Source organism: Rhodococcus sp. NPDC080181 (genome assembly GCF_040702225.1).
Lineage (GTDB): Bacteria > Actinomycetota > Actinomycetes > Mycobacteriales > Mycobacteriaceae > Rhodococcoides > Rhodococcoides fascians.
On sequence record NZ_JBFBKN010000016.1, the window covers coordinates 47,574 to 59,740 of the forward strand.

A 12,167-nucleotide genomic window follows, 5' to 3' on the forward strand; every position below is an offset into this window, starting at 1 on the left:
GCTGTCGGAGGGCTCACCTAATGTCTAGCGGTGTGAACGGTCAACGAGATGCGGCAGCGTCGCACGTACCTGTGCTGCTCGACGCCGGATCGTTGACGCGATGTCGGCACCGGCTCTATCTCGACACCGCCTACGGGGCGCTCCTGCGCGGTGAACCCGAAAATCCCGGGGTGCGGCAACGCCGAGAGGCGGCCCAGGCGCATCGCGAGAACATTCGCGCGCAGTTGGCAGCGGCCGACCCCATGCAATGGACCGAGATCGACGAGCCCACGGCCCGTGCTGCGGCCGATGCGACCGTCGCGGCCTGCCGCGCAGGCGTCGAACGTATCTGGAATGCAGTTCTGCCACTCGAACGCGATACCGGCCGCCGCGGACGGAGCGAGCTTCTCGTGCGGGACGCGTCGGGCGGCTACATTCCGGTGATCGTCGTCAATCACAAGGTGACCGACCCCGGGCGCGGCGCGCGCACCACCCCGCTCACGCACTGGGCTCCGGCCGTCGACGAGACCCGCAAGGTGCGCAGTCAGTTGCGCGATCAGCTCCGCCTCGCGCACCTGTACCGCATGCTCGCCCACGAGGGCTTGGCCACGGCCACCCCGGTCGGGGGTGCAGTGGGTTACCGCGGAGAGTGCGTGTTGGTACACGACCTGACTGCCGCGCTCGACGAGTACGACATTCGCTTCGCGGACCGGCTTGCTGTCGCGAGCGGTGACGCGGTGACCGTTCCCTCGCAGATCAGCGAATGTCGTTCGTGTGCTTGGTGGTTCGACTGCAAGCCACAGTTGGTGGCGGCCCGCGACGTCTCTCTCGTCGCATCGGGATCCCGAGCGGACGTGCTGCGCAGCGCTGGAGTGCGGACGATCGACGAGCTGGCGCAATGGACCGGTCCGGCTCCCGAGGAGTGGCCCTTCGGCAACTTCGACGACGCGGTGTCCGCGGCGCTGGCTTGGCGTGCCGACGTGCCGCTGCTGCGTCGATCGGAGACCGTGACGGTCCACCGCGCCGACGTGGAGGTGGACGTCGACATGGAGAGCTATCAGGAGCACGGCGCGTACCTGTGGGGCACGCTCCTCACCGAGGCAGGCGGACCGCCGTCGGAGTATCGCGGCTTCGTCACGTGGGATCCGCTGCCCACCGTCGACGAGGGACGCTCGTTCGCGGTGTTCTGGAACTGGTTGATGGACACGCGGGCCGATGCCGCGGCTCGCGGCAAAACGTTTGCAGCGTATTGCTATTCGAGACAAGCCGAGGACAAATGGCTACTCGACTCGGCCCGACGCTTCGCCGACGTCCCCGGAGTGCCCACCGAGGCGCAGATACGCGAATTCATCGACAGCGAGCAGTGGGTGGATATCTATCAGGCCGTCAGTGACCAGTTCATCTGCCCGAACGGCAAGGGGCTGAAGAAGATTGCCCCGGTGGCTGGATTCTCTTGGCGCGACGAGGAAGCCGGCGGCGAGGCGTCGATGGGCTGGTACCGCGAGGCCGTCGGATACGACGCCGATCCCGATCACACCCAGCGAGAACGGCTACTCGTCTACAACGAGGACGATGTGCTCGCCACCAAAGTGTTGCGCGAGTGGATGTCCGACCGCGCCGAGCACGAGATCCCGACCGTGGCGGACCTGCGCGCTCGCGTGTGACCCCGCGCCCGAGAAGTCGGGGCCACACGCGAAAGGACTTCTAGCGCGGTGCCATCCGGATCGCGCCGTCCATGCGGATCGTCTCGCCGTTCAGGTAGTCGTGCTCGGCGATCATCTGCACCAGCTGGGCGTACTCGCTGGGCTGCGCGAGACGCGACGGGAAGGGCACGGACGCCTCGAGGCCCTGACGGTATTCCTCGGTGACACCGGCGAGCATCGGGGTGTCGACGATGCCGGGGGCGATGGTGTTCACGCGGATGCCGACCTGGGCCAGGTCACGGGCCGCGGTGATGGTCATCGCGTGCACGCCGCCCTTGGAGGCGGTGTAGGCGATCTGGCCGATCTGACCCTCGAATGCGGCGACCGATGCGGTGTTGATGACAACGCCGCGCTGGCCGGCGTCGTCGACGGTGGACTGCGACTGAATGCGGTTGGCGGCCAGCCGCATCACGTTGAACGTGCCGAGCAGGTTGATGGTGATGACCGTGCGGAACAGCTCGAGATCGTGCGGTCCCTTCTTGGACAGGATGCGACCCGCCCAGCCCACGCCTGCACAGTTGACGACGATGCGCAGCGGCACACCGGACTCGACGATGGTGTCCAGTGCGGCCTCGACCTCGGCCTCACTGGTGACGTCGGCGGGAATGAGGGTCACGCCGTCCGGGACACTGTCTCCGGCGCGCTCGATGGACTGCGGCAGATCGAGACCGAACACCGTGACGCCGGCGCCTGCCAGACGTGCTGCGGTTGCTGCTCCGAGGCCCGACGCGCCACCGGTGACGAGTGCTGCTGTTCCTGAAATCTCCACGTCGTACGATCCCCTTCGTTAGCGGTGTCGGGTCGCGGCACAGGCAGCGACCACGCTGTGTTCTGCACCATAACCGGCGGGGGACCTCACCCCACTCCCAGGCACCCCGCTCTCCCGCACCCGACTCTCCCGCACCGAGGGGTCGGTCGGCCTACCGCCCTTCGAGTGACGGTGATACTCCCTAAGAATTCGTGAGTCCATGCTCGTTGTCACTTCTGCGCTCGTCGTCACTTCTGCGGCGAAATGTACGAAGCCCGGTCAGGATTGCGGCCGCAGCAAACAAACAAGTAGCCACCCAGGACCAGATCGAAAACTCACCGTCCTGAGTTCGACTCACGGAAACAACGGCCCACAGCAGCGTCAGTGCCGACCAGAAGAAGACCCACCTTGTCCCGATCGGAACATTCATCGCCAACTCCTTGCATCCCGACGGGAGCCCGTGCCCCGTTGACACTGAATCGTGGTCGTTCCATCACATGCAGCCAACGTTATCGCCTCGGTCGGCTGCGACGGGCCGGACTCGACGAAACCGCATCCGGCCAGGAGTAGTAGGACGGCGGCCGATGAGGGTCGGCTCCGGCCCCACACCAGGCAGGACGGAACCTCACTCCTGTGCCCGCCGATCAGGGCAGAATGCGGCCGGAGTCGTCGTACTCGACTCGCTGGGCACCGTCACCGAAGTCGTCGAGCAGGATCGTCGCCGCGGCCGGTCGGCCCGGAGGCAGCAAGCGAACCGTCACCGATCCCGTCACGGCACCGTCCAGACTGCTCGACGCCCCCGCCGCGATGTCGTTGCGGACCTTCTCGCTCAGTGCCGTGGGGCTTCGGTCGTCGAGCATCGTGACCTCGACGCCACGGGCGCGAGCCGAGCGTGCCGCTCTGGCCAACTCGGGCAGTACGAGCCCGCGAGCCCGCAGGGTGTCGCGGAGCTCGGCTTCGAGGAGTCGGCACGCCAGGACTTCCTCGTCGGTGAGATCGGGGCCGTCCGCGATGCGCTGCAGGAGCGGGCGGGCGAGCGTATCGAGACTGGCCAGGCGGGCGTCACGTTCTTCGAGTACCGCCGCAGCGGCGGCCTGGGCGGCGATGCGGATGGTGGATTGTTCACGGAGCTCGAAGATCGCTGCACCGAGGGGTCGGATGGTGAAGGCGAAGAACGTCGCCATCAACAACGAAGCAATATTGATGGCACTGAACGACAACCCGAACAGTGCGCCTTGACCCGTCCAGGCTGCCCAACCGACGACGACAGACATGGTGAGCGCGAGTCCGAACCACGCGGCCGGCGTGCGGCCACGGACACACATGAACGTGTAGATCACGACGGACATACCCAGAGGCCAGGACTGCAGACTGCCGGTCAGCGGCACCGGCACCACGGCGAAGACGAACGACGCGGCCACCGGCCCCGACGCGGTGAGCAACGCCGTCGACCGTGGGCTCAGCGGATCCCCCGGCGCTCTGAGCAGCAGGATGACCGCGGCCGAGAACACCAGCACCGAGACGAACGGCGGCCACATCGCGGACATACCCTTCAGCGTCGCCGACGCACACACGGCGCACGCGAGGATGTAGAAGCCGGCGACGGCGTACGCGGCCCCCGACTTCATCGACAGCAGGTCGCGAACATCCTCGCCGTTCATCGCGCCCAGCTCAATCGCACAGTGGTTCCGCGGCGGGAGGTGTCGATCTCGGCCGAACCGCCGTCGAGCTGACGCATCCGCCCCTCGATGCTGACGGCGACGCCGAGTCGGTGCGGAGGCACCGAGCGTCGATCGAAGCCGATACCGTTGTCTCGCACGATGACTCGCAGTGCCGACGGGGCCAGCTCGACCGTCACCGATCTGGTCGACGCCTGAGCGTGAACGACGCTGTTGCGCAGTGCTTCTGCTAGTGCGCCCGCGATCGACCGGACCGCATCGGCAGGGTAGTTCGCAGGGGAATCGGCGGGGTCCTCGGCGACCCTGAAATCGATCGACTCGTCGACTGTCGATGCGGAGGCCCGCATCAGAGCGATCGTGTCGTCGACGGTGAAATCGTGTGTCGCAGTGTCGGTGTGCAGTCCGTCCAGATGGGCCAATGCCGAACGTGCTTGACGGGCCAGGCTGGCAGTGCGGCCCTGGCGAGCGACTGCCAGCAGCGATGACATGACCTCGTCGTGGATGAGGGCGTCGAACCGTTCCCGTTCGACTTCGCGTGCATTCGCCGCAGCCGCCCGTGCGGCATCGCCGTGGGTGGCGCTGATGGTGGCATCGAGAATGCGACCGGTACGCAGTGCGGCCAGAGTCGCCGCGACGAACACCGTGCAGAACATCAGCCCGAAGAATATTTCGGCGATGATGTTGCTGCGAGGAAACGGCTCTCGCACAGCTTGATTGATCAGTTGCACGATCACCACCGAGACGGCCGTGTGCACGAATGCCGGGATGGGTCGCCACACGGTCGCGGCCGCGAGTGAGGCCAGGCCGGGGAATGCGGACAGGAACATTCCGCTCCGATCGAAGGTGGTCCCGTCCCAGGCCACCCACCACAGCAGGGCCATGACCGGGAATGCCAACGCTGCGATCGAACCCGCAACCTGGCTGACCCTGATGCTCGGGTGAAAGGTGAAGGCTCCGAACGCGAGACCGGTACCGAACACGACGATCACGGCGGCCGGGGTCCACCACCCGGGGACGGTGACGCTGCTGCGTGCGATGTCGGGAACGAGCAGCAGTAGATATGCCGCGTAGCCGGTACCGACGAACCGGCCGAAGATCCTGATGAGCCGATCGGTCGAACGGTGTGCCGCGTCGCTACCCGTCGCCTGCAGGTTGTCGTTCATTCACCCCTCCGCGAGGAGTGTAAACCAAGGTCAGACGTCTTCGGTGGTGCTGCGCTTCTCCACTTCCTGCGGTGCGTCGCTGCGGGAGCGTCGGACGAACGCAGCGGCGACGACGAGGGCCGAGATCGCCACCACGACTGCGGCCGCCACGTACGGAGCCGACGTACCCGGCATCAGGCCCTCGAAGAACAGGACCGCGCCGAAGACGAAGAACAGAATGGCCGCACCGTACTGAATCATCCGTTCCGGCAAGTGCTTTCCGAGAACGGCACCCAGCACGATAGCGAGGGCGTCGGCGGCGACCATGCCCACCGTCGAGCCGATCCACACTCCGACCCAATCGTTGTCGGCGGCCAGAGTGACGGTGGCCAGCATCGTCTTGTCGCCCAGTTCGGCGAGGAAGAACGCGGACGCGATGGCCAGGAAGGCCGACTTGGTGACTCGCGACGCCTTGGCACCCTCGTCGTCGGACAGCGAATCTCCGCGCAGGGTCCACAGACCGAACACGACGAACGCGAGCCCGCCGACGATCGAGATGGCTTCGGTGGGGATGGACACACCGAGGAAATGGCCGACGGCGACCGAGACCAGATGCACGACGGTCGTGGCCACCGTGATGCCGCCGATGACGACGTACCACTTGTAGCGCAAGGCAAACGTCATGGCCATCAGCTGGGATTTGTCACCCAGCTCGGCCACGAAAATGACAGCGAAACTCAACAGTAGAGCGGACAGCACAGCAGACTCCTCGGTCGTCGAACGGACCGAAGGTCTCGCCCACCGGAAGTACCGGTTCAGGTGCCGGGTCGTGGAAAACGACCAGTATGTCGACACGTTGATTGGGGGCTACTCCCCTTCGCTGCAGACGACTTTAAGTGCCGTTTCTCCAATTGTCCAATGCGCCAATAAGTTTGGGGACCCGAAAAATCGTGTACGGGGAGCGGTCAGGATGCGAGGAGCATCGCCAAAACTGCGGTGTCGGGATCGCTGATCGGATCGAGGCCGACCCGACTGATCATCGACGTCACGGTGCCGTCGGATTCTGCCTCCACCCACGCGGCCCGGTGATCGAGGCCCAGATGCGGAAGACCGGGCAGCAGAACGCAACCCGAGGCCGCGCCTGCACACTCCGGCAGAGAAGGCGTCGTCTCCGACGGTGGGTGCAGCATCAGCAATGCGGCCGGCTGATGGTCCGAGAACCGTCCGGGAGCCAACGCGAAATCGCCGATCACCGGTCCCTCGGCCAACACCAGGCCGACCGTCCCCGGCTCCGGATCCTCGGGCAGCTCCTCCCGCACCCCGAACACCGTCGACGTCGCCAACAGACCCGGCATCGACGCGACCCGGACGGCCAGCGCCAGGAATTGAGCCCACTCCTTGGTGGTGTCCGGCCAACGACCGGAGATCACGAACCCGCGCAGTAGACCGGCGGCGTGAAAAGGCGAGACACCGATGAGATCTCGATCGTCCATTGCGCATCCCTCCCAGACAGGTACGAGGCAGAAGCCGGGTACACGACGTTGGGTAAGGAGAAGAATGACCCGAAAACGGCTGGCACACAAGATGGGGAGAGTGCCAGCCGAAAACGTAGCCGGCCCACTGCGGCTCGGCAGCCGATACGCTGCTGCGGTGAAAAACAGAGGATCCGCCCGGCGAACCGTCGTCTCGTTGCTGTCCATGGCGCTACTGCTGAGTGTCGCCGCATGCAGTCGGGAAGCATCGACCCCGGGCGAGACCGGCGGCGAGGTCCGCACCGCGCAGCATGCATTCGGTGAGACGAGTGTTCCCGTCGATCCACAGCGCGTGGCCGTGCTCGACGGCGACCGCACGTTGGAAGCCGTCGTCGCGTTGGGCATCCAGCCCGTCGCGGCGGTGAAGCCGCCGCTCACCGGTGACTACGCACCCGTCGTCCGGGATCGGCTCACCACCGAACCGATCGACATCGGATCCGTCGACGCCGACGTTGACATCGAGGCTCTGACGGCTGCCGCACCGGACCTGATCGTCATGCGAACGACGGGTGAGGACAACCGAGCGCTGTACGACCGGGTCGCCCCGATCGCGCCGACCGTCGTCGTGGAATACACCCCGGCCTCGTGGCAGAACACCTTGCAGCAGCTGGCGGGAATCTTCGATCGGCAGGAGATCGCCGACGGTTTGCTGGCGGACTATCGACAGGCGGTCGACGAATCCGAGTCACGCTCACCTCGGGAAAACAGCACGTTGACCGTCGCGCGAGTGCGCACCGACTCGTTGCGGTACATGACGCAGGACGGATCGTTTCCTTACGCCGTCCTGTCCGATCTGGGCTACCGCGCGCCCGCACAGCAGGATCGCGGATCCGACGCGGTGCAGACGGTCGACGTCAGCCCGGAACTGATCGACGTGCTGGCGGCCGACGACATCCTTCTGCTCACCGATGCCGGGACGGAGGACGCCGTGGCGCAACTGCGACAGAACCCGCTCTTCACCGGTCTCGGAGCTCGGGTGACCGAGCTGCCGTCCAAGGATTTTCTCTTCGGCAACGTGCTGACCGCCCAGGCCCTGGTCGAGACCGCGACCGAAATCGGGGGCTGACGTGCCGGCATCCGAACGCTGGGTCGGCTGCGCTGCAGTGGCGCGCGAGAACGACGAATCGCTGCGCGGGACAGCTGCACGGGCACACGGCTGGGTGTTGATCGAGCACCGAGGCCCGTGGGGGCGCGAACCGTGGGGGCCGGACGGTCCGCTGGGTGGAATCGGCACCGAACTCTCGCGTCGCTGCAAGGCCGTCGGGGTACGCCCGCAACTGGTGCGAGAAACGCACGGCAGGCGTGAACCCACCGAGACGCGACAGGTGTTTCTTGCGCACTCGGGTCGCCGCGGCCCGTGGCTGGAGAGATACACGGTCGACACCGTCGAGCAGATTCTCGAACTACCGATCGAAGCCGCTGCGGCGGGCACCCCACCTGGTATCGGGACTCGCGTCGACCAGCGGCTCTACCTCGTCTGCACGCACGGAAAGAAGGATCCGTGCTGCGCGGTGCTCGGTCGGCCGGTGGCGGCGGCCCTCGCCGGACCCAGCGGGCGGGTATGGGAATCGACGCACCTGGGCGGCGATCGATACGCAGCGGGCATGGTGGCCCTGCCCGACGGCAGCTACTACGGCAACCTCGAACCGACCAACGCGCAGGCCGTCGTGGACGACCACGACCGCGGGCACCTCACGCTGCGCCACTACCGAGGCCGCTGCACCGACGACACCGTCGCCCAGATCGCCGAACACGCAGTACGAACCGAATACGGGCTCACCGGAATCGACGACGTCCACCCGTCCGATGTCACGTCATCCGATGCCGCGTCGGATGTTGTCGCGTCGGATGTTGTCGCGTCGGATGTTGTGGTGGTGACGACGTCGGGAAGCGTGCAGGTACACGTGACACCCGATCCCGAGCCCCCGCGCCGAACGACCTGCCGTTCCGAGGACGTCGCGAGACCGGACCACGGCGTCGCAACCATCGGGTCGGTGCCCGCCGCCGGGAGGGCGTGACCTTCGAAATGCGACAGGGCCACCGCGTCGAACGCGGTGGCCCTGTCTGCGATTGCGCGTCGTGCGGCAATCTCGAAACCTACGGGAAGATCAGGCCCGGGGTCTTCGACGTGGCAGCCTCGAAACGAGCCTGGACGTCGGCCCAGTTGACGACGTTCCAGAACGCCTTCACGTAATCGGCCTTGACGTTCTTGTACTGCAGGTAGAAGGCGTGCTCCCACATGTCGACCTGCAGCAGCGGAATGATGCCCAGCGGCACGTTGGCCTGCTGATCGTAGAGCTGGAAGGTGAGGAGCTTCTTGCCCAGCGAGTCGTAGCCGAGCACTGCCCAGCCGGAGCCCTGCAGGCCGTTGGCAGCAGCGGTGAACTGTGCGCGGAACTTGTCGAACGAACCGAACTGGTCGTCGATCGCGGCACCGAGTTCGCCTTCGGGCTTGTCGCCACCGTTGGGCGAGAGGTTCTTCCACCAGATGGAGTGGTTGACGTGGCCACCGAGGTGGAACGCGAGGTTCTTCTCCAGCAGGAAGATGCTGCCGTGATCCTCGGCCTCGCGGGCTGCAGCCAGCTTCTCGAGCGCGGTGTTGGCACCGGCGACGTAGGTGGCGTGATGCTTGGAGTGGTGGAGCTCGTTGATCTCGCCCGAGATGTGCGGCTCGAGGGCGGAGTAATCGAAATCAAGGTCGGGCAAGGTGTACTCGGACACGTGGTTCCCTTCTCTAACGACGCCGTGCCCATCGCGTGATGCGGGCACGTTCGTCCTACTGCGGATCTTTCGTAGGGTTCAACCCAATCTCATTCCTACCCCTTGTGCAACCGTTGTAACCGAGATGCTTTTCTCGGAATAAATCCACGTGAACAAGACAGTCGAATTCCTGGGCTGCGAAAACCTGCGATTGTCACGAAATAGTTGCGTAACAGCGCCGAATTGGTCCACACCATGAACGGAACCTAAACTCGAGGGTGTGAAAGGGGACCGTCCGAACCGAAATTCGGTCGACGAGTCCGCCGCCGCACCGGCCGTGACCGCGCCCCGCGTCCAGATGAACGGTGCCGATCTCCTGCGCGTCATCGCCGTCTGCGCCGTCCTCTACTCGCACATCTCGTTCTACCTGCTCGACGACGTCGGCGGCGACTGGTGGATGCTCGACATCGTCAACCTCGTCCTCATCGACGACGTAGGCCTCAACCTCCACCTCTCCTTCGTGGGCGTGAGCATGTTCATGCTGCTCACGGGACTGCTCATCACCCGATCCGCCATGCGGCAATCGCGTCGGGACTTCATGGTCGCGCGGCTCGCCCGACTCGTGCCCGCCCTCTGGTTCGCCATCGCCCTGGCCGTCGTACTCGTCAAACTCGGCGTCAACGGCATGTTCAGTGGACAACCCGGAATCAGCAACGGAGAGGCCGTACTCAGCTTCTTCCTCGGCGGCTTCTTCCTCCGACCCGAGGTCGCCGTACTGGGCGTCACCTGGACACTCGTCGTGCAAATCGTGTTCTACCTCTACTGCGTCGCAATGCGCTCGGCACTACGCGCAAGTCCGATCACCGTGCCCCTCATCGGAGCCGCACTCTGCACACTGGTGATCCTCTGGAACCTCTACCTGCCCCAGCCGTACACCATCCCGTTCCTCACCAAAGTCGCCGGAGTACTGCCCACCCTGTTCCTCGGCCAGATCTTCTACCTCGGCTGGGCGAAACTCGTCACCTGGCGCTGGATCGTCATCGGCGTCGTCGCACAAATCGAAGTGATCCGCCTCGCCATCGACGTCCACACCTTCTGGATGGGCGAGACCTACCTGTGGTCACTGCTCGTCGTCACCGGCACCGTGCTCATCCTCGCCCGATACGACGGACCCATCACCCGCTGGCCCATCATCGGCTGGATCGGCACCCGCAGCTACGCCATCTACCTGATCCACACACTCGTGCTCTACCGCATCTACGCAGCCGTGGAACCGCACTTCGGACCCACCGCCGCCGTCCTGGCCTTCCTGACCGGCACCGCCGCACTCGCCGAAATCATCTACCGCTGGATCGAACTGCCCGCAGCACGACACATCAGCACGCGATACCGACAACTTCGCACCCGATCTGCCCCCTGACCCCAGCCCGCTGGGTAGTCACCCCCCGCTGGGTAGTCAATGTGACATTTGGTGGCCTTTTCGGGGGTGAATGTCACGTTGAGTGGACTGGGGTGGCACGACTGCGCTCGATCTCCCGCCGACCCGACTTCTCCGGTCGACCGACATCACCCGAGTGTCGGCCTCGCCGGCTACTCGCCCCTGCTGGGTAGTCAATGTGACATGTGGTGGCCTTTTCGGGGGTCAATGTCACGTTGAGTGGACAAGGGCGGATGGGAGGCGGGGGAGATCAGAGCTGCGGGATGACCTCGGAGGCGACCAGTTCGAGGTGATCGAGATCGGTGAGGTCGAGGGTCTGCAGGTACACGCGAGTCGCGCCGATGGCCCCGAAGCGGCCGATTTTGTCGACCAGTTCGGCGGGACTTCCCGCGGCCCCGTTCTCGCGGAGTTCGGAGACGTCGCGGCCGATGGCGGCGGCGCGTCGGGCGATGTCCTCCTCGGTGCGACCACAGCACAGGACGAGTGCGTTGGAGTAGACGAGGGAATCGGGGTCACGGTCGGCGGCAGTGCAGGCGGCGCGGACGCGTCCGAACTGCGTTTCGGTGTCGGCCAGCGAGGCGAAGGGGATGTTGAATTCGTCCGCGTATTTCGCGGCCAGGGCCGGGGTGCGCTTCTTGCCTCCGCCGCCGATGAGGATGGGTGGACGCGGCGATTGGACGGGCTTGGGGAGGGCGGGGGAATCGGTGACAGGGTAGTGGGTTCCCGGGTGCGAGAACGTCTCGCCGGTCGGTGTTTCCCACAACCCGGTGATGACGGCGAGGGACTCTTCCAGTCGGTCGAAGCGCTCACCGAGCACCGGGAACGGCAGGCCGTACGCCTTGTGCTCGTCCTCGAACCAGCCGGCACCCAACCCCAGGTCGACGCGGCCACCGCTCATGGCGTCGACCTGCGCGACGCTGATGGCGAGGGGGCCGGGGTAGCGGAATGTGGCGGAGGTGACGAGCGTGCCGAGCCGGATGGTCGACGTCTCACGAGCCAGGCCGGCCAGGGTGATCCACGCGTCGGTGGGGCCGGGCAACCCGTCGCCGCTCATCGCGAGGTAATGGTCGGATCGGAAGAAGGCACCGTAGCCGAATTCCTCCGCGGCTGTGGCGACCCGGAGGAGGTCGTCGTAGGTGGCGCCCTGTTGCGGTTCGGTGAAGACGCGTAGCTCGACCGAGGAGTGAGAAGTCATGTTTGCCAGGGTAATCAGCTTGGACAAACGACCGCAGACAACAGCTGTGTC

Annotated in this window: 11 protein-coding genes; 4 read left to right on the forward strand and 7 right to left on the reverse strand. The window is 65.6% G+C overall.

What is annotated here, in order from left to right; translation table 11 throughout:
* Window positions 1–74: 74 nt before the first annotated feature.
* The gene (locus AB0O58_RS18435; RefSeq protein ID WP_032401154.1) at window positions 75–1,643 is read left to right on the forward strand and encodes a TM0106 family RecB-like putative nuclease; all 1,569 of its coding nucleotides are present in this window, start codon (window positions 75–77) and stop codon (window positions 1,641–1,643) included.
* 40 nt (window positions 1,644–1,683) lie between these two features.
* Here AB0O58_RS18435 and AB0O58_RS18440 read toward each other — a convergent pair whose 3' ends face one another.
* From AB0O58_RS18440 to AB0O58_RS18460, 5 genes are all read right to left on the reverse strand, one after another.
* Window positions 1,684–2,451 (reverse strand): SDR family NAD(P)-dependent oxidoreductase, encoded by a 768-nt coding sequence (locus tag AB0O58_RS18440; protein WP_027494862.1) that lies wholly within the window; start codon window positions 2,449–2,451, stop codon window positions 1,684–1,686.
* Window positions 2,452–3,074: 623 nt separating this feature from the next.
* Window positions 3,075–4,091, reverse strand: a complete 1,017-nt coding sequence (locus AB0O58_RS18445; protein WP_366238584.1) for a hypothetical protein — start codon at window positions 4,089–4,091, stop codon at window positions 3,075–3,077.
* Window positions 4,088–5,272: an ATP-binding protein gene (locus tag AB0O58_RS18450; protein WP_230593540.1), complete on the reverse strand. Its 1,185-nt coding sequence runs from the start codon at window positions 5,270–5,272 to the stop codon at window positions 4,088–4,090. The genes AB0O58_RS18445 and AB0O58_RS18450 overlap by 4 nt, the downstream gene beginning before the upstream one ends.
* 30 nt (window positions 5,273–5,302) lie before the next feature.
* Window positions 5,303–6,010, reverse strand: coding sequence for a TMEM165/GDT1 family protein (locus AB0O58_RS18455; protein WP_032388118.1), 708 nt, complete (start codon window positions 6,008–6,010; stop codon window positions 5,303–5,305).
* A gap of 206 nt (window positions 6,011–6,216) precedes the next feature.
* Window positions 6,217–6,744, reverse strand: a complete 528-nt coding sequence (locus AB0O58_RS18460; protein WP_027494858.1) for a hypothetical protein — start codon at window positions 6,742–6,744, stop codon at window positions 6,217–6,219.
* A gap of 157 nt (window positions 6,745–6,901) precedes the next feature.
* Here AB0O58_RS18460 and AB0O58_RS18465 point away from each other — a divergent pair, with 157 nt between their 5' ends.
* Both AB0O58_RS18465 and AB0O58_RS18470 read left to right on the forward strand, forming a co-directional pair.
* Window positions 6,902–7,849, forward strand: a complete 948-nt coding sequence (locus AB0O58_RS18465; protein WP_283541716.1) for an ABC transporter substrate-binding protein — start codon at window positions 6,902–6,904, stop codon at window positions 7,847–7,849.
* A 1-nt stretch (window position 7,850) separates the two neighbouring features.
* Window positions 7,851–8,801: a sucrase ferredoxin gene (locus tag AB0O58_RS18470; protein WP_052061652.1), complete on the forward strand. Its 951-nt coding sequence runs from the start codon at window positions 7,851–7,853 to the stop codon at window positions 8,799–8,801.
* A gap of 79 nt (window positions 8,802–8,880) precedes the next feature.
* Here AB0O58_RS18470 and AB0O58_RS18475 read toward each other — a convergent pair whose 3' ends face one another.
* Window positions 8,881–9,504, reverse strand: a complete 624-nt coding sequence (locus tag AB0O58_RS18475) for a superoxide dismutase (protein WP_019667073.1) — start codon at window positions 9,502–9,504, stop codon at window positions 8,881–8,883.
* Window positions 9,505–9,841: 337 nt separating this feature from the next.
* Between AB0O58_RS18475 and AB0O58_RS18480 the strand changes: the two genes are divergently transcribed.
* Window positions 9,842–10,903: an acyltransferase gene (locus AB0O58_RS18480; RefSeq protein ID WP_080736574.1), complete on the forward strand. Its 1,062-nt coding sequence runs from the start codon at window positions 9,842–9,844 to the stop codon at window positions 10,901–10,903.
* A gap of 268 nt (window positions 10,904–11,171) precedes the next feature.
* On the opposite strand, the gene AB0O58_RS18485 is transcribed toward AB0O58_RS18480, so the two are convergent.
* On the reverse strand, window positions 11,172–12,116 hold the full coding sequence (locus tag AB0O58_RS18485; protein WP_032374199.1) for an LLM class F420-dependent oxidoreductase: 945 nt from the start codon (window positions 12,114–12,116) through the stop codon (window positions 11,172–11,174).
* Between the last annotated feature and the right edge of the window lie 51 nt (window positions 12,117–12,167).

Coding starts and splice junctions, on each gene's coding strand:
- AB0O58_RS18445 (WP_366238584.1), bottom strand. CDS start 4,091: ATGAACGGCGAGGATGTTCGCGACCTGCTGTCGATGAAGTCGGGGGCC.
- AB0O58_RS18450 (WP_230593540.1), bottom strand. CDS start 5,272: ATGAACGACAACCTGCAGGCGACGGGTAGCGACGCGGCACACCGTTCG.
- AB0O58_RS18460 (WP_027494858.1), bottom strand. CDS start 6,744: ATGGACGATCGAGATCTCATCGGTGTCTCGCCTTTTCACGCCGCCGGT.
- AB0O58_RS18480 (WP_080736574.1), top strand. CDS start 9,842: ATGAACGGTGCCGATCTCCTGCGCGTCATCGCCGTCTGCGCCGTCCTC.
- AB0O58_RS18485 (WP_032374199.1), bottom strand. CDS start 12,116: ATGACTTCTCACTCCTCGGTCGAGCTACGCGTCTTCACCGAACCGCAA.